The following is a 22,762-nucleotide window of genomic DNA, read 5'->3' on the forward strand; positions in this document are numbered from 1 at the left end:
GGCACTTCGATGACGGACGGTTCCAAAAGCGGCATCATCGCAGCCCGGCTGCGCAATTACTTTCTCACGGGCCTGATCATCTGCGCACCCGTGGCTATCACGGTTTGGCTGGTTCGCTCTTTCATCGAATGGGCGGATAGCTGGGTAAAGCCTTACCTGCCGAACTTCTATAATCCGGACACCTATTCGCCGGTCGCGATACCGGGCTTCGGCCTTCTCGTCGCGATAATCGTCATCACCTTCGTGGGTTTCCTGACGGCGAGTATCGTGGGCCGCTCGATCATCAATTTCGGTGAGTCGCTGCTCGACCGCACGCCGCTCGTCAGGACGATCTACAAGTCGCTGAAGCAGATTTTCCAGACGGTGCTGCAGGATCAGTCCACCTCCTTCAAGAAGGCCGGGCTGATCGAATATCCGAGCCCGGGGCTTTGGTCACTGGTCTTCATCGCAACGGACGTGAAGGGCGAGATCGCCTCGAAGTTCGACGAGCGCGGCATGGACATGGTTGCGGTGTTCCTGCCGCCGACGCCGCTGCCGACCGCCGGCTTCCTCCTGTTCGTGCCGCGCGACAAGATCGTCCCGCTGCAGATGAGTGCCGAGGATGCGGCCAAGCTGCTGATCTCCGGCGGCCTTGTCACACCGGATCACAAGCCGCTCGCCAACGCACCCCGCGCGATCACGCAGCAGAAAAGGGCGTAACGTCGGCCGCTGTCTTAGCGAGGGCCAGGCGTCAACCCGCGCGCAGGAACCGGATCGCTTCGTCGCGGCGATGAAGGTAGAGCAGCGTCCTCAACGCCTGACCGCGTTCCGTCGTCAGTTCCGGGTCGCGCTCAATGAGGTAGGCGGCGTCTTTCCGGGCAATCTCCAGAAGATCCGCATGCGCCTCGAGGCTGGCGATGCGAAATCCCGGCGTGCCGGATTGCCGTGTTCCGAGCAACTCCCCTTCGCCGCGCAGCTTCAGGTCCTCTTCGGCGATCACGAACCCGTCTTCGGTCTCGCGCAGGATCGACAGGCGGGCGTGGCCCGCTTCGCTCAGCGGTCCCTTGTAAAGCAGAATGCAGGTCGAAGCCTCGTCGCCGCGCCCGACGCGGCCGCGCAATTGGTGCAGCTGCGCAAGCCCGAAGCGCTCCGCATGTTCGATCACCATGATCGTCGCGTCGGGAACATCGACGCCGACCTCAACCACCGTCGTGGCTACCAGCACGCGAATCTCGCCGTTCTTGAAGGCGAGCATGACGGCGTCCTTGTCCGCCCCGGCCATGCGGCCATGGACGAGGCCGACGTCCTTGCCGAAGCGCTGCACAAGGCTTTGGTACCGCTCGTCGGCGGACATGGTATCGGTTTCTTCGGATTCCTCGACCAGCGGGCAGATCCAGTAGGCCTTCTTGCCCTGGCGAAGCGCCGAATCGAGCCGCTCGACGATTTCGTCGGTGCGTTCGGTCGGAATGGTGACGGTCTGGATCGGCTTTCGTCCCGCCGGCTTCTCCGTCAGCTTCGAGACGTCCATGTCGCCGAAGGCCGCCAGCACCAGTGTGCGCGGGATCGGAGTCGCAGTCATGACCAGCATATGCGGGGAGATGCCCTTGGCGGTGAGCCGCAGCCGCTGGTGGACGCCGAAGCGATGTTGCTCGTCGACCACGGCCAGCACGAGCTGTCGGTAATTGACGGCATCCTGGAAGAGCGCGTGCGTGCCGATAACCATCTGCGTCTCTCCGGAGGCGATGCGCTCGAGGATCGCGTCACGCTCCTTGCCCTTCGTCCTGCCGGTCAGGACATCGATCGTGATGCCCGCCGGCGCCGCCATCTTCTGGAGCGTCGCATGGTGCTGGCGGGCGAGGATTTCCGTCGGGGCCATCAGCACCGCCTGGCCGCCGGACTCGACAGCGGCGAGCATCGCCATCAGCGCGACGGCGGTCTTGCCGGAGCCGACATCGCCCTGCAGCAGACGCAGCATGCGCTCGGCTCCGGACATGTCGGCAAGGATGTCGCCGACGGCGGCCGACTGGCTGGCCGTCAAGGAGAAAGGCAGGGCGGCGATGACCGGTCCGCTCAGTTTGCCTGTCGCATGGACCGGTGTTCCGGCAACCTTGCGTAAGCGTTGGCGCACCAAGGAGAGCGACAGCTGTCCGGCGAGAAACTCGTCATAGGCGAGCCTCCGGCGGGCCGGTGCCTGCGGGGCGATGTCGGTTTCGTCGCGCGGCTCGTGCAGGCGATGGAAGCAATCCCTTGCGCTCGCAAAGCCTTGCTGGCGCAGCAAGGTGTCGTCCAGCCATTCCGGAAGATCGGGAACGCGCGCCAGCGCCGCTTCGATCGATTTTCGCAACGGCCGCGGCGTGAGGCCGGCGGTCAATCCGTAAACCGGTTCGACGAGCGGCAAGCTTTCGGCTTCGGCGGCGCGGACCATGTAGTCCGGGTGCACCATCGAAGCGCGTCCGTTGAACCAGTCCACCTTGCCGCTGACGATCACGGTCTCGTCGATCGGCAGGGCTTTTTCCAGCCAATTCCCCTTGACCCGGAAGAAGGTGAGAGCCAGTTCGCCGGTGTCGTCGTGCAGGAAGACGCGATAGGGCACGTTTGGCCGGCCGCGCGGGGATGGCTGGTGCCGGTCGACGCGGCCGGTAATGGTGACGATCGATCCCTGCGGCGCATAGGCGATGCCGGGCTGCCGGCGTCGGTCGATGAGCGAATGGGGGGCGTGAAACAGGAGATCGATGACGCGGCAGTCGTCGATCGACTCGCGTCCGAGCAGGCGGGCGTAAAGCTCGCCGGTCCTGGGGCCGATACCGGGCAGGCTATCGAGCGGCGAAAACAGCGGATCGAGCAGGGCAGGGCGCATGGTCATGAAATTGCGACAAGAAATCCGGCATTGGCAAGGCTGACAAGCCGCTTTCCAGCGTTTATAGAGCGCGTGAACGCGATCCGCCGTTGCGGCGGGTGGCAGGAAGGACGTTTCATGACCGGAATTTCGCGCACGAGCGCCGATCTTGATCCGCGTCGTCGCAGGATCCTCTTCCGCGCCTGGCACCGCGGCATTCGCGAGATGGACTTGATTCTCGGGCAGTTCGCAGAGGCGGAGCTCGCCACGCTTTCCGAACAGGAACTGGATGAGCTCGAGACGATCATGCGCGAGGAAGACAACGACCTCGTTCGCTGGATCACCGGGGAACAGCCGCTGCCCGAGCGCTTCGCAACGGAGCTGTTTGCGCGCATAGCCGCCTATCGGCCGGATTTCGACCCCGTTCAGCAAGAGGCGGAATGAATTCGACGATGATCCCTGGTCTAGACGCGAAGAGAATTCTTGCGGCCGCGCGAGAGCTGACGATCGGGCCGGTACCCTCCGGCGTCGAGGCGCTGATTCTCGCCGATCTTGCACGCGCCGGAGCGCCGGTCGCCTATATGCTTTCCGACGGCCAGCGCATTGCCGATCTCGAGCAGGTGCTTGGTTTCGTGGCGCCCGACATTCCGGTTTTGACATTGCCCGGCTGGGACTGTCTGCCCTACGACCGCGTTTCGCCAAGCGCCGACACGTCGGCGCGACGACTGGCCACGCTGAGCGCCTTGATCGCGCATCGGCAGAAGCCGCACGCGGCGATCGTTCTGGTAACCGTCAATGCAGCGCTGCAGAAGATCTCGCCTCAGGACGTGATCGAGAGCCTCGCCTTCTCTGCGCGACCCGGCAACCAGGTGCGCATGGACGATCTCGCCGCGCGCCTGGAGCAAAACGGTTTCGAGCGCGTGCCGACCGTGCGCGAAGTCGGCGAGTTTGCCGTGCGCGGCGGTATTCTCGACGTCTATGTGCCGGGCAGCAGCGAGCCGCTGCGGCTCGATTTCTTCGGTGATACGCTTGAGACGATCCGCTCCTTCGATCCGGCGAGCCAGCGCACCACCGGGCAGGTGCGTTCCCTCGATCTCAATCCGATGAGCGAAGTGTCGCTGACGCCGGAGACGATCAGCCATTTCCGCAGGCAATATCTTTCGCGCTTCGGGGCTGCGACCCGCGACGACGCGCTTTATCAGGCGGTCTCCGAAGGGCGCCGCTATGCCGGCATGGAGCATTGGCTGCCGCTCTTCTACGATGGGCTGGAAACGATCTTCGATTATCTCGAAGGTTTTCGCATCGTCACCGATCATCTGGCGCGCGAAGCGGCGGCGGAGCGTTCGAAGCTCATCCTCGACTACTACGACGCCCGTCTCGCCTCCGCATCTCCCGGCAAGTCCCAGATATCCCAGGGCACACCCTACAAGCCCGTGCCGCCGGATCTGCTTTATCTGGGTGCGAAAGCCTTCAGCGACGGGCTAGCCGAACGCAATGCCGTGCGCCTGTCGCCGTTTTCCGAACATGAGGGCGAGGCCCGTCATGTCGTCGCCGTCGAGGCTCGACAGGGGGTGCGCTGGGCGAAGGCCGCCGGCGAGGCCGACAGTGAAAACGACGGCTCACGCGCCAATGTCTTCGACCAGGCGGTGAAACACATTGCCGAGCGGCGGGCGAAAGGCGCGAAGGTCGTCATTTCCGGGTGGACGGAGGGCTCGCTCGACCGCCTGCTTCAGGTGCTCGGCGAGCACGGCCTGGCCAATATCCGTCCGGTGAAGGCGCTCGCCGATCTGCGCGCCCTGAAGCCGGGCGAGGCGGCATCCGCGGTCTTGAGTCTCGAATCCGGCTTCGAGACCGGCGATCTCGTGGTGATCGGAGAGCAGGACATTCTCGGCGACCGGATGGTGCGCCGCTCCAAGCGCCGCAAGCGCGGCGCCGATTTCATCGCCGAAGTCACGGGCCTCGACGAGGGCAGCTACGTCGTCCATGCCGAACACGGCATCGGCCGCTTCGTCGGCTTGCGCACGATCGAGGCTGCTGGCGCGCCGCATGATTGCCTGGAGCTCGTCTACGCCGACGATGCGAAGCTGTTCCTGCCGGTGGAAAACATCGAGCTCCTGTCGCGCTACGGCTCGGAGGGGACCGATGCGATCCTCGACAAGCTCGGCGGCGTCGCCTGGCAGGCGCGCAAGGCGAAGCTCAAGAAGCGCCTGCTCGACATGGCGGGTGGTCTGATCCGCATTGCCGCCGAACGGTACACGCGGCATGCGCCGGTCCTCGTTGCACAGGATGGCGTCTATGACGAGTTTGCCGCGCGTTTCCCCTATGACGAGACCGAAGACCAGTTGAACTCGATCGATGCGGTGCGCGACGATCTCGGCGGCGGCAGGCCCATGGACCGTCTCGTCTGCGGCGACGTCGGCTTTGGAAAGACCGAGGTGGCGCTGCGTGCCGCTTTCATAGCGGCGATGAACGGCGTGCAGGTTGCCGTCGTCGTGCCGACGACATTGCTGGCGCGGCAGCATTTCAAGACCTTTTCCGATCGCTTCCGCGGACTGCCGATCCGCATCCAGCAGGCCTCGCGCCTCGTCGGCTCGAAGGATCTGGCGCTGACGAAAAAGGAAGTCGCCGACGGCAAGACGGACATCGTCGTCGGCACCCACGCGCTCCTCGGGTCCTCGATCACGTTTGCCAATCTTGGCCTACTCATCATCGACGAGGAGCAGCACTTCGGCGTCAAGCACAAGGAACGCTTGAAGGAGCTGAAGAGCGACGTCCATGTCCTGACGCTCTCGGCGACGCCCATTCCGCGCACGCTGCAGCTGGCGCTCACCGGTGTTCGCGAATTGTCTCTGATTACAACGCCGCCGGTCGACCGCATGGCGGTGCGCACCTTCATCTCGCCCTTCGATGCGCTGGTGATCCGCGAGACGCTGATGCGCGAGCACTATCGTGGCGGCCAGAGCTTCTATGTCTGCCCGCGATTGAGCGATCTGTCCGAGATTCACGACTTCTTGAAATCCGACGTGCCGGAATTGAAAGTGGCGATCGCGCACGGCCAGATGCCGGCAACCGAACTCGAAGACATCATGAACGCCTTCTACGAAGGCCGCTTTGACGTGCTTCTGTCGACGACGATCGTCGAGTCGGGGCTCGACGTGCCGACGGCCAACACGCTGATCGTGCACCGTGCCGATATGTTCGGCCTTGCGCAGCTCTACCAGCTCCGCGGGCGTGTCGGGCGCTCCAAGGTGCGTGCCTTCGCGCTCTTCACGCTTCCGGTCAACAAGACGCTGACCGGCCCGGCGGAACGGCGGCTCAAGGTGCTGCAGTCGCTCGACACGCTCGGCGCCGGCTTCCAGCTCGCCAGCCACGACCTCGACATTCGCGGCGCCGGCAACCTGCTCGGCGAGGAGCAATCCGGCCACATCAAGGAGGTCGGTTTCGAGCTCTACCAACAAATGCTGGAAGAAGCGGTCGCCGAGCTCAAGGGCGAGGAGGAAATCCACGATTCCGGCTGGTCGCCGCAGATATCGGTCGGTACGCCGGTAATGATTCCGGAAGTGTACGTGCCCGATCTCAATCTGAGGCTCGGGCTCTATCGTCGCCTCGGCGAACTGACCGACCTCAAGGAAATCGACGGCTTCGGCGCCGAACTGATCGACCGCTTCGGACCGCTGCCGATCGAGGTTCAGCATCTCCTGAAGATCGTCTATATCAAGGCGCTCTGCCGCACGGCGAATGTCGAAAAGCTCGACGCGGGGCCGAAGGGCGTCGTCGTCCAGTTCCGCAACAAGGAGTTCCCCAACCCGGCCGCCCTCGTCGGGCATATCGCCAAGCAGGGAACGCTCGCCAAGATCAGGCCCGACCAGAGTATCTTCTTCCAGCGCGAACTCGTCACGCCGGAAAAGCGCCTCTCAGGCGCGGCCATGGTGATGACCCAGCTCGCGACGCTCGCCAAGCCAGCGTGAAACGAAATTGGCGCCGGATGCCGGCGCCGCTATTGAGGATCAGTTGGCCGGGTTGGCCGCCTTCATCTGGGCGATTTCGCGGAGCGCATTCGTCAGCACTTCGACGGATTGTGCCCCCATCACCGCATATTGCTGCTCGATGATGAAGCACGGAACACCGGTCACGCCGATCTCCCGGGCCATGTCGATCTCTTGCTTGACCGCATCCTTGTCGGCATCGGAGGCGAAAAGTGCGGCAATGACAGCCCGGTCCAGGCCTGCCTGTTCGGCGATGTCGAGCAGAACGGCGTGATCGCCGACATTCTTGCCTTCCTCGAAATTCGCCTTGAAAAGCAGCCGCACGGTCTCGGTCTGGGCAACGGTGCCGCTGGTGGACGCCCAGCGGATGAGGCGATGGGCGTCGAGCGTGTTGGGGCTGATCTTCACGGCATCGAAGTCAAAGGCGATTCCGGCTTCCCGCCCCAAACCATCGAGCATCTGATGCGCCCGGTCGACGGCGTCCTGACCGCCGAGCTTTGCCGCAAGATGGCGCTTGTGATCGACGCCTTCCGGCGGCAGGTCCGGGTTGAGCTGATAGGGGCGCCACTGGATCGCGACATCGATTTCGCCTGCGACGTTGGCGATCGCCTGGTCGAGGCGGTTCTTGCCGAGATAGCACCACGGGCAGACGACGTCCGAGACGATATCGATATTGACGATTTCCATGGCGGCGGCCTTTCTGTTTCGCTGAAACAGCGACATAGGCCGACCGCCCCCTTATTTCAATGCGTTACCAAAAGGGAACCAGGCTACCTACTGCACCCGCTCGTCCCACCAGGTCGGCAGTTGATAGCCATAAAGCGGCAGCGCCGAGGGGCGACCGATGTGCTTCCAGCGGGCAATCCATTGTTCATCCAGATGGTATAGCGGCACGAGATAAGCATTGTTGACCAGCAGCCGGTCATGCGCGCGGACGGCGGCGGTGAAATCCTCCGGTGTGCGGGCCTGCAGGATGTTGTTGATCATCTTGTCGACGTCCTTGTCGGCAACCCCTGCGAAGTTGGAACTCCCTTGGCGTTCTCGCGAGACCGATCCCCAATAGGATATCTGTTCAGATCCGGGAGACAGAGACGAGGGATAGGATTTGATGATCACGTCGTAGTCGAAGGATTGGCTGCGCAGCTGGTATTGGGAATCGTCGACCGTGCGGACGGTTGCCACGATGCCGAGCGGTGCAAGGAAGCGCTGATAGGCCAGCGCGATCTTCTCCTGGCCGGCATTCTGGCTCATGATCTCGAAAGCAAGCGGCGCGCCCTTGGCATCGACCATCTTGCCGTCCTTGATCGAATAGCCGGCCTCCCGAAGCAGCGTCACCGCTTCGCGCAAGACATTGCGGTCGCGGCCGGAACCGTCGGTGACCGGCAGGCGATAGGTACCGTCGAGAATGGCCGGGTTGATCTTCTCCCTGACGTCGCCCAGCAAACCGAGCTCGCGGTCGTCGGCCCCAGCGCCCAGGAAGGAGAGCGACGAATTCTGCCAGTAGCTCTGGGTCCGCGTGTAGGCGCCGTCGAACAGGTTCTTGTTGACCCATTCGAAGTCGAAGACGAGGGCCAGGCCCTGCCGGAGCTTGACGTTGTTGAACATCGGCCTGCGAGTGTTGAACACGAAGCCGAGCATGCCGGAGGGCGTTTTCGGCTTGAAGCTCTCCTTGACGACGTCGCCACTGCGGACGGCCGGGAAATCGTAGGCGCGGGCCCATTTGGTCGCGCTGCCTTCGGGATACAGGTCGATCTCGCCCTTCTTGAAGGCTTCGAACAGCGTGTTGTCCTGGAGAAAATATTCGACCGAGATCTCATCATAATTGTCGACGCCGATCTTCGAAGGCAGGTCTTTGCCCCAATAATCGGGATTGCGGCGATAGACGATCCGCTCGCCAGGCTTCACCTCGGCGACGCGGTAGGGGCCGGAACCGAGCGGCGGCTCGAGCGTCGTCCTGTCGAACCCGTCGACATTGATGGCGTGTTTCGGCAGCACGGGCGAAAGCGCCAGCAGCAGCGGGAACTCGCGGTCGGCATCTTCCTTCAGGGTGAAGCGCACGCTGCGGTCGCCGACCTTCTCCATCTTCTCGACCTTCGACAGCCGGTTACTGAAGGGCGCGCGTCCCTTGTCGCGCAGCAATTCGAAGGTGAAGATCACGTCCTCGACGGTCACCGGCTGGCCGTCGGCCCAGCGCGCCTTGGGATTGAGGTTGAACTGGATGAAGGTGCGATCGTCGTCCCATTCGACCGATTCCGCAAGCAGCCCGTACATGGTGAAAGGCTCGTCCTGGGAGCGCTGCATCAGCGACTCGTAGACCAGGTTTCCGAATCCTGGATCCCACATCCCCCGTGCGGTCGTGCGCATGCTCTTCAGGATGAAGGGGTTGAGGCTGTCGAACGTGCCGACCACACCATAGGAGATCTTTCCGCCCTTCTTGACGTCCGGATTGACGTAGGGGAAGTGCTTGAAATCAGCCGGCAGGGCCGGCTCGCCGTGCATGGAGATGGCGTGCACCGGTGCGGCGGCTGCTTCATTGGCCAAAATGCTGGTCGCCAGAAGCATAACCAGGCCGGAAAAAACTGCGCGCAACTTCACCTCCCGTAGGATTGGACCGTCCGATTCCCGGCACGTTACCAATGCGCAGGGATATTTCCAACAAGGCAGCCGCCGCAGACGTCCGGACGGGTCACGCGGTGTCACTGCCGCAGACATGAGATTGCGTTCCCCGCCTTGTAGCCAATATCCGGTGTCGCAGAACCGGAAAAAATGCAAGGAAACACTGGATAAAAGGCACGGGCCAATGTAACAGGTGTTTCCGGAATCGGGGCCATTCAAAAGCCTCATTTGGCCAACAGGACAACGGCGGCTGACGATACTCACCAGCGGAACTCTGTTCCGTGGCCGGTTTTCAGGAGACGGAATTACAATGATCTTCAAGTCGAACTTCACCAAACGGGCGGGAATGGCAGCGCTGGCGCTCTCCGTAGCAGCAGCCGGCGCGCCGGGTATCGCATCTGCGCAGCAGGGCAAGCCGCCGCAGGGTTGGTTCAAGGTTTGCACGAAGCAGGAAGACAACGACGTTTGCATCGTCCAGAACTTGCTCACCGCCAACAATGGTCAGCTGATCACCGCTGTCGGTCTCATCACCGTTTCCGGCAAGGTCAATCGTAAGGTCCTGCAGGTTTCCGTCCCCTCCGCACGCATGATCCCGCCGGGCGTTCAAATGCAAATCGATGGCGCCAAGGGGGTCAAGCTCGATTACGCCATCTGCATGCCCGACAAGTGCGTTGCCGAGGCACCGCTCTCCGACGCGCTGATCGCTAACCTGAAGAAGGGCAATGAAGTCATCTTCACGTCGGTCAATTTCCAGCGCGCTCCCAACCCGATCAAGATGACGCTGGAAGGCTTCACCGGGGTTTTCGACGGCGAGCCGATCGAACAGTCTCAGCTGGAGGAGCGTCAGCGCCTGCTGCAGGAAGAAATGCAGAAGAAGGCGGAAGATGCCCGCAAGAAGCTGGAAGAAGCACAGAAGGCTGCCAAGCAGCAGTAACGGCTTCCGCCCTGAGTTTCGAAGAGCGCCCGGTTGTCCGCCGGGCGTTTTTTATTTGGTGAATCCGCAAACAATAAAGGTGCGAACAGTTTCCCGTCCGCACCCTGCGCATCCACAAGCCGGTTTGACTTCGGTACGAGCCGTGCCGCAACCGCTTAATGGCGGTAGTTGGTCTTCGGTCTGTAGTGTCCGATGTCCGCCTTTTCGAACAGGGCGTCTACCTGGGCGTGGCGGATCGGCTGCCCGCTTTCGTCGGAGACCAGGTTCTGCTCCGAGACATAGGCGACATATTCGCTGTCGTCGTTCTCGGCGAACAGATGATAGAAGGGCTGGTCCTTGCTCGGCCGGATCTCCTGGGGGATAGAGTTCCACCACTCCTCGGTGTTCGCATATTCCGGATCGACGTCGAAGATGACGCCCCGAAACGGAAAGAACCGGTGGCGAACGATCTGGCCGATCTCGAATTTCGCGTTTCTTTGTTTCATGACGCAACACATCCTTTCAGACCAATATCTGGGTTGTCGCATGTGGAACATCAATAGCTGCGCGAAGCTGCTGAAAAATCGCTTGCGCTGTCGCATTTGAGAAAAGGCGGGCTTCGACCGAAACCCGCCTTTCGCTCTCATCTCGAATGGACCAGCCGCATCGGACGGGCCGGTGGCTCCGTCCTCAGACGGAATAGTACATGTCGTACTCGACCGGATGCGGGGTCATCTCGAAGCGCATGACTTCCTGCATCTTGAGCTCGATGAACGAGTCGATCTGGTCATCGTCGAAGACGCCGCCGGCGGTCAGGAACTTGCGGTCCTTGTCGAGGCTTTCGAGGGCCTCGCGCAGGCTGCCGCAAACCGTCGGGATTTTCTTCAGTTCCTTCGGCGGCAGGTCATAGAGGTCCTTGTCCATCGCCTTGCCGGGATGGAGCTTGTTCTTGATGCCGTCGAGGCCGGCCATCAGCATGGCGGCGAAGGCGAGGTACGGGTTGGCGGTCGGATCCGGGAAGCGGACCTCGACGCGCTTGGCCTTGGGGTTGCTGCCGAACGGAATGCGGCAGGAGGCCGAGCGGTTGCGGGCCGAGTAGGCAAGCAGCACCGGTGCTTCATAGCCCGGGACGAGACGCTTGTAGGAGTTTGTCGACGGGTTGGTGAAGGCGTTCAGCGCCTTGGCGTGCTTGATGATGCCGCCGATGAAGTAGAGGCAGGTTTCGGACAGGCCGGCATATTCGTCGCCGGCGAAGGTCGGCTTGCCGTCCTTCCAGATGGAGAGATGCACGTGCATGCCCGAGCCGTTGTCACCGAAAACCGGCTTCGGCATGAAGGTCGCGGTCTTGCCGTAGGCATTGGCGACCTGATGCACGACGTATTTGTAGATCTGCATCTTGTCGGCGTTGCGCACGAGCGCGTCGAACTTCACGCCGAGCTCATGCTGGGCGGCAGCCACTTCGTGGTGATGCTTCTCGACCGTGACGCCCATTTCGGCGAGCACCGTCAGCATTTCGGAGCGCATGTCCTGGCAGCTGTCGATCGGCGGAACCGGGAAGTAGCCGCCCTTGACGCGCGGCCGGTGGCCGAGGTTGCCGGTCTCGTAGTCCGTGTCGTCGTTCGACGGCAGTTCGGAGCAGTCGAGCTTGAAGCCGGTGTTGTACGGGTCGGCCTTGTACTTGACGTCGTCGAAGACGAAGAATTCCGCCTCAGGGCCGACGAAGACGGTGTCGCCGATACCGGACGCCTTGAGATAGGCCTCGGCCTTCTTCGCCGTGCCGCGCGGATCGCGGTTGTAGGCCTCGCCGGAAACCGGGTCGAGAATGTCGCAGACGATGACCATGGTGGACTGCGCGAAGAACGGATCCATGTGGGCCGTTTCCGGATCGGGCATCAGCACCATGTCGGACTCGTTGATGGCTTTCCAGCCAGCGATCGAAGAGCCGTCGAACATGACGCCGTCGGCGAACATGTCCTCATCGACGCAGACGACATCCATCGTCACATGCTGCAGCTTGCCCTTCGGATCGGTAAATCGCAGGTCGACGAACTTGACGTCGTTGTCCTTGATCTGCTTCAGAATTTCACTGGCAGTCGTCATTTTGTGCAATTCCCTGTGTGAGATGACGCAGTTGGAAAATCGGGGCCGGGGCGGCCCCTTGGGTGGGAAGAAGGTATAGACGGAAAGTCAATCAGATTGCATCGAGGCCGGTTTCGCCGGTGCGGATTCGGATCACTTCCTCCACATTGGACACAAAAATCTTGCCGTCGCCGATGCGGCCGGTTTGCGCGGCATTGCGGATCGCTTCGATGACAGCTTCCGCATTCTCGTCCGCCAGCACGACTTCCACCTTCACCTTCGGCAGGAAATCCACGACATATTCTGCGCCCCTATAGAGCTCCGTGTGACCCTTTTGCCGTCCGAAGCCCTTTGCTTCCGTGACGGTAATCCCTTGCAGGCCGACTTCTTGAAGGGCTTCCTTCACTTCGTCGAGCTTGAAGGGCTTGATGATCGCTTCGATCTTTTTCATGAGAAAATTTCTCTCCGCTTCTCCCTGTAAACCGGGTCTTACCCGCTCGCCTTTCAGTATGCATGTAGCGTGCCAATTTTATAGAGGAATGATGCGAGGAGAGGGAAATTTCCCCGCCCAAGGCGATGTGGCGCCGCATCGGCTTGGCGTCTTCGTCCGGACTCTGCCTATTTTTTATGAAGATTCACCGGTTGCGACGCATGATCCACAGGCGATAGCCGCAGTTTCGTGCGTGGCGCCCGTTATTTGAGCACCAATAATAGGCAGATGCATAATAAATGGTCATGAGGCCTTATCGCGACTGCGGACTTGTCTAACGCGCGCGGGAGCGCTTAGATCGCGTCATGTTCGAAGATATGCTGGTGACGCCCGCCGAGATGGCGGCAATCGACAAGGATGCGGCCGACTCCGGCATCGATAGCTTCTCGCTGATGCGCGCGGCGGGCATGGCCGCGTCGGCGGCCACGCTGAGGCTGTTTCCGAATGCCTCTCGCCTCGTCATACTCTGCGGCCCGGGCAACAATGGCGGCGATGGCTATGTCGCCGCGGAAGCCCTCGCGGAAAGCGGCGCGGCTGTTGCCCTCTATGCGCTGGGAGACCCCGGCAAGCTGCGGGGGGACGCGGCAAAGGCCCGCAACGCCTGCCGCCTGGGGATCCTGCCTCTTGAGGCATACGAACCTGAACCGGGCGACGCTGTCGTCGACGCCCTGTTCGGGGCGGGGCTTGCCCGCGACGTGCCGGATGCGGTGCAGGACAGCATCAGGCGGGTCGATGCAATGCAACTGCCCGTTTTGGCGGTCGATCTGCCCTCTGGCATCGATGGGCGCACGGGCGAACCGCGCGGCGCCAGCTTCACCGCCACCCACACGGTCACTTTCATGGCGGCGAAGCCCGGGCATGTGCTGATGCCGGGGCGGGCGTTGTGCGGCACGCTCGAGGTTTTCGATATCGGCATTCCTGCTCGGCTTGTCGGCGCGCGGGCAGGCGGCATGCGGATCAATGGGCCGGCCATCTGGGCGCAATATGCCGGCGGCCTGCAGGCGGGTACGCATAAATACAAACGCGGCCACCTTGCCGTCCTTTCCGGCGGGCCGACGTCCACCGGTGCGGCGCGGCTCTCGGCGGCGGCCGGTCTCGTCGCCGGGGCAGGGCTGGTGACGCTCGGCTCCCCGCCGGCGGCTGTCGCCGTCAACGCTTCGCACCTGACGGCCGTCATGCTCAAGGAAATCGGCAGCGCCGTCGATCTCGCCGAATGGCTGCACGACAAGCGGCTCAACGCATTCGTGCTCGGCCCGGGCTTCGGCGTCGGCAAGAAGGCGACGGACTTCGCGTTGATGCTGTGCGATCGCGCTTTGGTCCTCGATGCCGATGGGATGAGTTCGTTTCAGCAGGGCAGGGAAGCGCTGTTTGAGAAGATCGCGGCCGGCGGTGGTCAGGTCGTGATGACGCCTCACGAAGGTGAGTTCGCGCGCCTTTTCCCGGAGATAGCGGCGGACGCCTCACTCTCCAAGATCGAGAAGGCCCAGGCGGCGGCGAGGCTCAGCAACGCGGTGATCGTCTACAAGGGACACGACACCGTCGTGGCGGCACCGTCCGGCCGAGCGGTGGTGAACACGAACGCGCCGCCCTGGCTTGCCACTGCCGGATCGGGCGACGTGCTGGCCGGGATCATCGGCGCCCATCTGGCGCAGCGCTTGCCGGCCTTCGAGGCCGCCGCCGCCGCGGTCTGGCGCCACGGCGAGGCGGGCATCCGCGCCGGCCGCACGATGACGGCCGAGACGCTCGTCGACAACATTCCGCCGCTCCCCTGAAGGAGCGAGGGAATCAGCCGCGCGTGCCCTTGGCGATCGGTTCCTGATAGGTGAAGCCCATGTCCCAGGGGAAGTAGATCCAGGTGTCCTGGCTCACCTCGGTGACGAAAGTGTCGACCAGCGGCCGGCCCTTCGGCTTGGCGTAGACCGCGGCGAAATGCGCCTTGGGCAGCATGGCGCGGACTTCGGCGGCGGTCTTGCCGGTATCGGTCAGGTCGTCGACGATGAGAACGCCTTCGCCGCCATCCTTGGCGATTTCCGGTGAAATGCCCTTGAGCACCTTCATCTGGCCCTGTGTGTCGTAGTCGTGATAGGAGGCGACGCAGACGGTTTCGATCATGCGGATATTGAGTTCCCGGGAGATGATCGCCGCCGGAACGAGGCCGCCGCGGGTGATGCAGACCATCGCGCGCCATTCCTGTCCGTTGTCGGCCAGCCGCCAGGCGAGCGCTCGCGCATCGCGGTGGAACTGGTCCCAGGATACGGGGAAGGCTTTTTCGGGAAGGGACATGTGACGCGCTCCATGCAGTAGGACTGTGAAGCACTCCCGCAGACCGGGGGGTCCGCACGCGGCGCTTCCATGTTGGCGAATGCAATACTGGCAATGAAGCCTGCAGCGCAAGGGGGCGCGTAACCGTGCCCCGGCGGCACGAAACATGGTCCGCCGCGGTCTATTTGCTTCGGACAGCGCCTAACCGCTCTGGCGTGCCCGCGAGATGGCGTCGAGCATCGCCACGACGTCGGCCTCGGCGGCCGCCAGCACCGACTCCTCGCGGCCACGGATGACGATATCGGTCGAGAAGCTCTTGCCGTCGAATTTCGGATAGGAGCCGATGCTCGTTTCGGGATGCTGCTTCTGCACCTCGGTCAAGGGCGTGCCGATGTCCCCTTCGCCAAAGGGGGAACGGACCGTTCGCGACAGAACCGGCGTGCCCGCCTGCAGCGTAGGCAGCAGCGCGTCGAGCATGGCCTGAAACACCTGGGGCACCCCGGCCATGACATAGACATTGCCGATCCTGAAGCCGGGCGCGGTCGATACAGGATTGGCGATGTGGTCTGCCCCGACCGGCATGCGCGCCATCCGTTTGCGGGCCTCGGTGAACTCCATGCCGCGCCGTTCGTACATCGTGCCGAGCAATTCCATCGCCCTCGGATCGTGGCGGCATTCGACGCCGAACGCCTTCGACATCGCATCGGCGGTGATGTCGTCATGCGTTGGTCCGATGCCGCCCGAGGTGAAGACATGGTCGTATCGGCCGCGCAGCGCGTTGACGGCCTCGACGATCGCCTCTTCGTCGTCGGCGACGATGCGAACTTCGCAGAGGTCGATGCCGACCATCGTCAGCATGTCGGCAAGGTGGCCGATGTTCTTGTCCTTGGTCCGGCCGGAGAGGAGCTCGTCGCCGATGGCGAGCATGGCAGCGGTGACAACACTGGCACTGGTCATTTGCGCTCCGGAATGGTTCGGATCGTTCAACACGATCTGCTTACTGTCAGCCTCGTTATGTCGACAGCTTTGATAAATCTTGCCGGCGGCGGCGATCAAGCGGAATTGACGGACATCGAAGGCGTTTTCTTCGGCTACCCGGCAGACGCTGGGCGCGAAGCGTAAATTGGCTGGCAAGCAAAGCGCTCATGTGGCGAGGATGCACGCCAAGCGCGCGGTCTGATCAAAGTAGCATTAGCCGATCCTGAGCCGGCGCTGCCGCGGCGGCAGGGCCGCGCTTGTCGTTGATATCGCTGTCTAATTCTAAAATGGTAGGAGGTCGGCAGAGCACCCTTCAAAAAAGGCACAACTCTAGCCAATTTGTGTTAACATCGCGCCGTCCGTCATGGACACGCCACAGGCAAGGAGGAGCAGTACGGCCGTGCCGCAACGGCCAAGCGGGGGCAGAAATGTCCCTGGAAATCCATGGGAGTGAAGAATGGCGCGGATCATCTATTCGATCGTTCAACACGACGGAGGCTGGGCCTACAAGGCCGCCGACGCGTATTCAGAGTCCTTTCCCAGTCGCGAGATGGCGCTGGCGGCCGCAAAGGCTGCCGCGGCCGAACAACAGGTCGGCGGCGACGATGAGGAAATCAGCTTCCAGGATGAGCAGGGAAACTGGCATTTCGAACACGCCGATGGAGGAGATCGACCTGAAGCAACCGTCGAGGATGGCTGAGAGTACCATAGGGGCTTTTGCCTGCGGATCTATGTTTCGCCCCTAGCATGTCGCCCAAAATTGTGCAGCGGTTTTGGGACAACGACATGAACAACAAGGACTTTGGAGCCGTCCACGGCGCAGCGACAGCGCGACGGAGGATATCTATGCACTACAGCGTTCAGATCTTCACCTGGACCGCTCGGGAGGGCGTTCACCAGGTCGGATCGGTCATCGAAGTCGATGCCCCCAACCCGAAGGCGGCGGCCGTGTCGCTGCTCGGATTACGGCTCGAAGACAATGGCGAATCGTCAAAACTGGCGGTCAGGGTCTGGCGCGGCGAAGACGCCCAGCAAGCCGATTGCGATTGTTTCTTTTATCACTGAGACGGCCCCGCACGGCATTTTCTCCGTGAATGAAAAGCCGAACTCAGGCATTCGCCCGTGATGCGACTGCCGGGGGAGACATATTGCGGACTTGTGTCTACAGCGCCGTGCGTCTTATCAGACGCACTAAGGTCGCTGTAGCTCTTTGAATTGCTGCATGTTTTTGTCCTTAAATCGGCTACGATTGAAGGAAACATGCAGTAGGATGTGTCTCAGCGCGGCTTTCTGACAAGCATGCCTATCCAACCCGTTCGGTGCCCTGGCACGTCGCGGGCGCGCAGTTCCGCCTGGCGCGCTTCGATGGCGCTGGCGAAGGCATCCTTCATGGCGTCGACAACGCGGCGCTTTTCGGCAAGGTCGTCGCAATCGAGAGAAATCTCCTGCGTCATGCCGGCCTCCTTTGCGCGGCGGAATTCTCGACGAACGAGCGCCCGGCGGCCAGAAGCAGGAACTCGTCCGTCTTTCCGGCCTGATATTCTTCGATCAGCATTCGGCCATATCGTTGCGCCTGGGCGCTGTTGCGCGACCACTGATATTCGGTGCACAGCCGGTCGTAGACGCGCTGAAGCGCGTCGAGATCTTCCGGCAACAAAGCTGTGCTGCTGGACGCTCGCAATGGACGCACGCCGATCCCCTCTGCCACCGATGAAGGACAATCCCGAGATCAGTACATTGACAGCAACACGCAAGGATTGAACCCCTGGCGAATCAGGGGTTTCTGCAAATTCTTGCGCGAGGCTTAACACGGGATTGCGTTCGGCATGCCCGCGGACGGACTCAGCAAAAAATGCGCCGACAGCCCTTCCCATCGCTTCCATCGCAAAGTATTGCAAGCATAGCATGCGGACGTGGCGAAACTGGTAGACGCAAGGGACTTAAAATCCCTCGGAGAAATCCTTACGGGTTCGATTCCCGTCGTCCGCACCACCCCGCGACCGACCGGTAGAATTCGCTCCACCCCTACTCCCCGGCAATCTTGAACCGCTGGTCGACGCTGGCGCTCTTGCCGCTGTTGATGTCGTTGAAGCGGAAGCGCAGTACATAGTCGCCGGCCGGGGCGCCGGATACGTCGACGGTCAGTGTTGCGTAAATCTCCTGGTTACGGAGGTAGCCGGTGAAGGTGAAGTCGCCGAAGGCCTTGCGGGTGGCGAGCACTTCGCCCTTGGGGTTGACGATGTCGAGATCCACGGTGAAGCGCGTTTCAAGCTTGCCCTTGGCGCTTGCCTCCTTCCAGGTGAGGCCGACCGGCTCGATATAGGACACGAGCGTCTCGCCCGGCTTGAAGACTGAATCCTGTTTCGGCTCGTACATGGCGTACCCGGCCGGCTCTGCGGCGACGAAGACCGCCTTGCCGATCGCGAAGGGGAGGGTTTGCGAGAAGTCGCTGACAGCCTCGTGAAGCGTTTGCCGCGCGCCTGCCGCATCGCCGGAGCCTGCCTGTTTTTCCGCTTTTGCCGCGGCATCGGAAAGAGGCCCCGCTTCGGCTTCGAAGGCGGCCAGCACCGGAGCCGCCAGTGCCAGTATCGCAAGCATGGGCAGAGAGTTCGCCATCGCACTTCCCCAGCATCCCGACCGTCCAAACTGTCGGCATTTGACACCCGCAAGTCAAGGCACGGCCAGACGGCGCCACACGTCAAATCGATGGTTTCGGCCGCAACAATGTGCGATAGCCACAGCGATCTCAAAACGAACGGATGATGGCGATGAAGCAGGATGTTGAACAGGCGGCCGCGGCGATGCGCGAGATCTTTCCGGCGACGCCGCTGCAGCTCAACGACCATCTGAGTGCGCGCTATGGCGCCACCGTCTATCTGAAGCGCGAGGATCTCTCGCCGGTGCGCTCCTACAAGATCCGCGGCGCCTTCAATTTCTTCCGCAAGGCGCTTGCGACCGGCGCTGCCGGCAAGACCTTCGTCTGCGCCTCCGCCGGAAACCATGCGCAGGGCTTTGCCTTCGTCTGCCGGCACTTCGGCGTACCGGGCGTCGTCTTCATGCCGGTGACGACGCCGCAGCAGAAGATCGACAAGACCCGCATCTTCGGCGGCGAATACATCACCATCCGCCTCGTCGGCGATATCTTCGATCAGTGCTATCAGGCTGCCCGCGACCACGTCGCGGCGATCGCGGGCGTCATGGTGCCGCCCTTCGATCATGCCGATATCATCGAAGGGCAGGCGACCGTTGCGGCGGAGATCGTCGAGCAGTTGCCGGAGGGTTTGCTCCCCGATCTCGTCGTGCTGCCCGTCGGCGGCGGCGGACTGGCGGCCGGCGTGACCGGCTATCTCCGTGATGCCCTGCCGCCCGAGCGGTTCATGTTCTGCGAGCCAGAGGGTGCGCCGAGCCTCAGGCGCAGCCTCGAGGCGGGCAGCGTCGTCACGCTCGATCAGGTCGACAATTTCGTCGACGGCGCGGCGGTCGCCCGCATCGGCGACCTCAATTTTACGGCGCTCAGCGGCTTTGCGCCGGAGCAGGTGATGCTTCTCGCGGAAAATGCGATCTGCCTGACGATCACCGAGATGCTGAATGTCGAAGGCGTGGTTCTCGAACCGGCCGGCGCCCTGTCCATCACCGCGCTGGAAGCACTCGGTCGAGAGCGGCTGGAAGGCAAGACGGTGGTCGCCGTCGTCTCCGGCGGCAATTTCGACTTCGAGCGCCTGCCCGACGTCAAGGAGCGGGCGATGCGCTACGCCGGCTTGAAGAAATACTTCATCCTGCGCATGGCCCAGCGGCCGGGCGCGCTCCGCGATTTCTTGAATCTGCTGGGCGAAGAGGATGACATTGCCCGCTTCGAATATCTCAAGAAATCGGCCCGCAACTTCGGCTCGGTCCTGATCGGCATCGAAACCCGGCATGCGGAAAATTTCCCGTTGCTGAAGCAGCGTTTCGACGCGGCGGGGCTGCGATACCAGGACATTACCGAGAACGAGATTCTGTCCAATCTGGTCATCTGAAGGACCGTTCGCGCCTAGCCGAGCAGCCCAATGAACTTTGGCTTTGACAGAGGCGGCAGCCACGGCTAACCATGAGCCATGGCATCGTTTTTCTCGAAACTGTTCGGCCTCTCCGGCGGCTCCGAAAAGCCGGCCGAGCCTGTTGCAGGCAAGACCGAATCCTATGCGGATTGCCTGATCCGCGCCACGCCGATGCGCGAGGGCTCGCAATTCCGGCTTGCCGGCAGCATTGAAAAGGTGTTGCCGGGCGGCACGAAGGTGCGCCATTTCATTCGTGCCGATCTCTTCACCTCCGAGCAGGACGCCATCGATTCGGCGCTCCGCAAGGGACGGCAGATCGTCGACGAACAGCGCGCGGCGCTCTTCGCGGACGATGCGCAGTCCCGGTCGGTGTAAGCAGGACAATCTTGTTCTGCGGCAATCGGTTACAGAGACTTTCTGACATGCAAGTCGAGGCACTTGAGGGTAGCCGCGGCTGCTCCCGCTAAAGCCTGATGCGGAAGCGGGCGAACCCGTCAGCACCGTCGCCGGCGTCTTCCACGGTGACGGCCTTGACGTCCGCCAGGAATTGCCTTGCCTTCGGGCTGCTGTCGAAGACGACGCTGGTGTCCTTGAGCGGCAAAAACTTCCAGTTGGCGTCGGCCGACGGATTGATCGTCTTTTGCTCGACTATGTAGCGCACGATCACGTCGCGGTTGGTATCGGGAGCTACGAAGACGACCTTGTCGGCCGCGATCTCGGGGAAATGCCCGCCGCCGCCGGCGCGGTAGTTGTTGGTCGCCACGACGAATTTCTGGGCGGGGTCTATCGGCTTGCCGTCGAACTGCAGGTCGCGCATGCGGCTTGCCGAGGCGTTCACCAGATTGCCGTCCTTGTCGTATCTGGCCGGCTGAGAAAGATCGATCTGGTAGGTGACGCCGTCGATCACGTCGAAATTATAGGACGGGAAGTCGCCGTTGATCAGGTTCGCGTCGGTCGATCCCGGCGTAATCTGGTTGAAGATGCCGGCAGACATTTCGAGCCAGTTGCGCACCTGCTCGCCGGTGATGACGACCGCCTGCACGGTATTGGGATAAAGGTAGAGATCAGCGACGTTCTTGATGGCGATGTCGCCGGCCGGAACATCCGTATAGTAGTCGGCGCCGCCGCGTCCGCCGGCCTTGAAGGGTGCAGCTGCCGACAGCACCGGCAGGTCCCTGTGCTCGGTGTCCTTCAGCATGTCGCGGATGTACCAGGTTTGTGCCTGGCTGACGATCTGCACCGAGGGATCGTCGGCGACGAGGGCGAAATAGGAGTAGAGCGGCGCGGAGGTCTTGCCGACCGGGGTTCGGACATAGGCGAGCGTCGCCTCGTGGTCCTTCTGCGCGGCGGCCAGCACTTCCGGCTTGTCGCCCACTTCGGCGATGACCTTCTTCTCCTCGCGCCGATAGATCGGCCGTGCTTCGCTCGTTGAACCGATCACGCGCCATGCGCCGCCATCGCGCTCGAGAAGCAGGTCGATCAAGCCGAGATGGGAGCCCCAGAAGCCGCCCATCACGCCGGGTTTGCCGGAGATGAGGCCGGTCTTGTTGTCGAGGCCTGCGATCGCATCGAACTTCGGTCCGGGGAAATCGAGATGGCTGTGGCCGGTGACGATGGCGTCTATCCCGTCGATCGCGGCCAAAGGCACCGAGGCGTTTTCGAGGTTTTCGGCATAGGCTTGCTGTCCGATGCCGGAGTGGGAAAGGGCGATGACGATATCGGCCCCTTCCTCGCGCATCTGCGGCACCCAGGCTTCTGCGGCCTTGACGATGTCGCGGGCATTCGCCTTGCCTTCGAGGTTCTTGGCGTCCCAGGTCATGATCTGCGGCGGCACGAACCCGATCAGGCCGATGCGGATCGGGTGCTCCTCTCCGCCGCCGTCCTTCACCTTTCGGTCGAGGATGACGTAAGGCTTGAGGAAGAGCTCGTCCTGGCGGGCGCCGGCCGCAAGCGCGCCCTTGGTAAGGTTGGCGCAGACGATCGGAAAGGTCGCCCCGTCCAGCACATTGAACATGAAGTCCAGGCCGTAATTGAACTCGTGGTTGCCAAGCGTGCCGCAATCGTAGCCGAGCACGTTCATCGCCGCGATGATCGGGTGGACGTCGCCCTCCTTCATGCCGCGCTTATAGGCGATGTAATCGCCCATCGGGTTGCCCTGAAGGAAGTCGCCATTGTCGACGAGCACGGCATTCGTTGCCTCGGCGCGGATCGCGTCGATGATCGAGGCGGTGCGTGCGAGGCCGAGCGTGTCGTTCGGCTTGTCGGCGTAATAGTCGTAGGGGAACACATGCACGTGCAGGTCGGTCGTCTCCATGATCCTGAGATGGGCCTGGTTGGCGGCGGCCCTGACGGAGAAGGGATGCAGCACGACGAGGGCGGAGGAGGCGGCCAGGCCACCGAGCAGGGCGCGGCGGGAAATGGGATGCAGTGCGGTCGTCGATGACATGGCGGTCTCCGTATCCAAGCCCGGTTCGGGCGCATCAAGAACGTGCATGACGCTGGCAATAGTGCGCCGGCAGCGCAACCTGTCCGCGCGACTATGACGCACCGGAGCAGAACGACAAGCGGCGGAATCTTGCCTGTCTT

The 22,762-nt window shown here is 62.4% G+C and carries 21 protein-coding genes and 1 tRNA gene; 10 read left to right on the top strand and 12 right to left on the bottom strand.

The window, feature by feature from the left end; translation table 11 throughout:
* Positions 1-9: 9 nt before the first annotated feature.
* A complete protein-coding gene (locus tag RHIBR816_RS0127060; RefSeq protein WP_018239714.1) occupies positions 10-699 on the top strand; it encodes a DUF502 domain-containing protein in 690 nt (229 codons plus the stop codon).
* Between the two features lie 31 nt (positions 700-730).
* On the opposite strand, the gene recG is transcribed toward RHIBR816_RS0127060, so the two are convergent.
* On the bottom strand, positions 731-2,836 hold the full coding sequence (gene recG, locus RHIBR816_RS0127065) for an ATP-dependent DNA helicase RecG (protein WP_026187471.1): 2,106 nt from the start codon (positions 2,834-2,836) through the stop codon (positions 731-733).
* 117 nt (positions 2,837-2,953) lie between these two features.
* On the opposite strand from recG, the gene RHIBR816_RS0127070 reads away from it, so the two are divergent.
* Complete coding sequence (locus RHIBR816_RS0127070; protein WP_018239716.1) at positions 2,954-3,259, top strand: succinate dehydrogenase assembly factor 2; 306 nt, start codon at positions 2,954-2,956, stop codon at positions 3,257-3,259.
* Positions 3,256-6,783 carry a transcription-repair coupling factor gene (mfd, locus tag RHIBR816_RS0127075; protein WP_018239717.1) on the top strand — a complete coding sequence of 1,176 codons (3,528 nt, stop codon included), beginning with the start codon at positions 3,256-3,258 and terminating at the stop codon, positions 6,781-6,783. Before RHIBR816_RS0127070 ends, mfd begins: the two co-directional genes overlap by 4 nt.
* 39 nt (positions 6,784-6,822) lie before the next feature.
* On the opposite strand, the gene RHIBR816_RS0127080 is transcribed toward mfd, so the two are convergent.
* Positions 6,823-7,488 (bottom strand): DsbA family oxidoreductase, encoded by a 666-nt coding sequence (locus RHIBR816_RS0127080; RefSeq protein ID WP_026187473.1) that lies wholly within the window; start codon positions 7,486-7,488, stop codon positions 6,823-6,825.
* A gap of 87 nt (positions 7,489-7,575) precedes the next feature.
* Positions 7,576-9,363: an extracellular solute-binding protein gene (locus RHIBR816_RS0127085; RefSeq protein WP_018239719.1), complete on the bottom strand. Its 1,788-nt coding sequence runs from the start codon at positions 9,361-9,363 to the stop codon at positions 7,576-7,578.
* A 364-nt stretch (positions 9,364-9,727) separates the two neighbouring features.
* Between RHIBR816_RS0127085 and RHIBR816_RS0127090 the strand changes: the two genes are divergently transcribed.
* A complete protein-coding gene (locus RHIBR816_RS0127090; protein ID WP_012708018.1) occupies positions 9,728-10,351 on the top strand; it encodes an invasion associated locus B family protein in 624 nt (207 codons plus the stop codon).
* 155 nt (positions 10,352-10,506) lie between these two features.
* Here RHIBR816_RS0127090 and hspQ read toward each other — a convergent pair whose 3' ends face one another.
* The 3 genes from hspQ to RHIBR816_RS0127105 all read right to left on the bottom strand — a co-directional run bounded on the left by hspQ (position 10,507) and on the right by RHIBR816_RS0127105 (position 12,860).
* Positions 10,507-10,836 (bottom strand): heat shock protein HspQ, encoded by a 330-nt coding sequence (hspQ, locus tag RHIBR816_RS0127095; RefSeq protein WP_018239720.1) that lies wholly within the window; start codon positions 10,834-10,836, stop codon positions 10,507-10,509.
* A 184-nt stretch (positions 10,837-11,020) separates the two neighbouring features.
* Positions 11,021-12,430, bottom strand: coding sequence for a type I glutamate--ammonia ligase (gene glnA, locus RHIBR816_RS0127100; RefSeq protein ID WP_018239721.1), 1,410 nt, complete (start codon positions 12,428-12,430; stop codon positions 11,021-11,023).
* Positions 12,431-12,521: 91 nt separating this feature from the next.
* The gene (locus RHIBR816_RS0127105) at positions 12,522-12,860 is read right to left on the bottom strand and encodes a P-II family nitrogen regulator (RefSeq protein ID WP_003528058.1); all 339 of its coding nucleotides are present in this window, start codon (positions 12,858-12,860) and stop codon (positions 12,522-12,524) included.
* 344 nt (positions 12,861-13,204) lie between these two features.
* Here RHIBR816_RS0127105 and RHIBR816_RS0127110 point away from each other — a divergent pair, with 344 nt between their 5' ends.
* Complete coding sequence (locus RHIBR816_RS0127110; RefSeq protein WP_018239722.1) at positions 13,205-14,671, top strand: bifunctional ADP-dependent NAD(P)H-hydrate dehydratase/NAD(P)H-hydrate epimerase; 1,467 nt, start codon at positions 13,205-13,207, stop codon at positions 14,669-14,671.
* A 13-nt stretch (positions 14,672-14,684) separates the two neighbouring features.
* Here the strand turns inward: RHIBR816_RS0127110 and gpt are convergent, their stop codons facing one another.
* Together gpt and RHIBR816_RS0127120 are read right to left on the bottom strand one after the other, a co-directional pair.
* Positions 14,685-15,182, bottom strand: a complete 498-nt coding sequence (gene gpt / locus RHIBR816_RS0127115; RefSeq protein WP_018239723.1) for a xanthine phosphoribosyltransferase — start codon at positions 15,180-15,182, stop codon at positions 14,685-14,687.
* A 180-nt stretch (positions 15,183-15,362) separates the two neighbouring features.
* The gene (locus RHIBR816_RS0127120) at positions 15,363-16,118 is read right to left on the bottom strand and encodes a competence/damage-inducible protein A (RefSeq protein WP_018239724.1); all 756 of its coding nucleotides are present in this window, start codon (positions 16,116-16,118) and stop codon (positions 15,363-15,365) included.
* A gap of 478 nt (positions 16,119-16,596) precedes the next feature.
* On the opposite strand from RHIBR816_RS0127120, the gene RHIBR816_RS0127130 reads away from it, so the two are divergent.
* Positions 16,597-16,839, top strand: a complete 243-nt coding sequence (locus RHIBR816_RS0127130; RefSeq protein ID WP_018239726.1) for a DUF2188 domain-containing protein — start codon at positions 16,597-16,599, stop codon at positions 16,837-16,839.
* A 146-nt stretch (positions 16,840-16,985) separates the two neighbouring features.
* Positions 16,986-17,204 carry a hypothetical protein gene (locus RHIBR816_RS0127135; RefSeq protein ID WP_018239727.1) on the top strand — a complete coding sequence of 73 codons (219 nt, stop codon included), beginning with the start codon at positions 16,986-16,988 and terminating at the stop codon, positions 17,202-17,204.
* Between the two features lie 212 nt (positions 17,205-17,416).
* Here the strand turns inward: RHIBR816_RS0127135 and RHIBR816_RS38080 are convergent, their stop codons facing one another.
* Together RHIBR816_RS38080 and RHIBR816_RS0127145 are read right to left on the bottom strand one after the other, a co-directional pair.
* Positions 17,417-17,593: a hypothetical protein gene (locus RHIBR816_RS38080; protein ID WP_018239728.1), complete on the bottom strand. Its 177-nt coding sequence runs from the start codon at positions 17,591-17,593 to the stop codon at positions 17,417-17,419.
* Positions 17,590-17,829 carry a hypothetical protein gene (locus RHIBR816_RS0127145; protein WP_026187475.1) on the bottom strand — a complete coding sequence of 80 codons (240 nt, stop codon included), beginning with the start codon at positions 17,827-17,829 and terminating at the stop codon, positions 17,590-17,592. Before RHIBR816_RS0127145 ends, RHIBR816_RS38080 begins: the two co-directional genes overlap by 4 nt.
* Before the next feature lie 217 nt (positions 17,830-18,046).
* Between RHIBR816_RS0127145 and RHIBR816_RS0127150 the strand changes: the two genes are divergently transcribed.
* Positions 18,047-18,131 (top strand) — tRNA-Leu (locus tag RHIBR816_RS0127150).
* 33 nt (positions 18,132-18,164) lie between these two features.
* On the opposite strand, the gene RHIBR816_RS0127155 is transcribed toward RHIBR816_RS0127150, so the two are convergent.
* On the bottom strand, positions 18,165-18,755 hold the full coding sequence (locus tag RHIBR816_RS0127155) for a hypothetical protein (RefSeq protein ID WP_018239730.1): 591 nt from the start codon (positions 18,753-18,755) through the stop codon (positions 18,165-18,167).
* Positions 18,756-18,901: 146 nt separating this feature from the next.
* On the opposite strand from RHIBR816_RS0127155, the gene ilvA reads away from it, so the two are divergent.
* Positions 18,902-20,155, top strand: a complete 1,254-nt coding sequence (ilvA, locus tag RHIBR816_RS0127160; protein ID WP_018239731.1) for a threonine ammonia-lyase — start codon at positions 18,902-18,904, stop codon at positions 20,153-20,155.
* Between the two features lie 78 nt (positions 20,156-20,233).
* The gene (locus RHIBR816_RS0127165; protein ID WP_018239732.1) at positions 20,234-20,551 is read left to right on the top strand and encodes an HlyU family transcriptional regulator; all 318 of its coding nucleotides are present in this window, start codon (positions 20,234-20,236) and stop codon (positions 20,549-20,551) included.
* Between the two features lie 88 nt (positions 20,552-20,639).
* Here RHIBR816_RS0127165 and RHIBR816_RS0127170 read toward each other — a convergent pair whose 3' ends face one another.
* Positions 20,640-22,622, bottom strand: a complete 1,983-nt coding sequence (locus RHIBR816_RS0127170) for a bifunctional 2',3'-cyclic-nucleotide 2'-phosphodiesterase/3'-nucleotidase (RefSeq protein ID WP_018239733.1) — start codon at positions 22,620-22,622, stop codon at positions 20,640-20,642.
* Between the last annotated feature and the right edge of the window lie 140 nt (positions 22,623-22,762).

The sequence above is a fragment of the Ensifer sp. BR816 genome, assembly GCF_000378985.1.
In the GTDB taxonomy this organism is placed as follows: Bacteria; Pseudomonadota; Alphaproteobacteria; order Rhizobiales; family Rhizobiaceae; genus Sinorhizobium.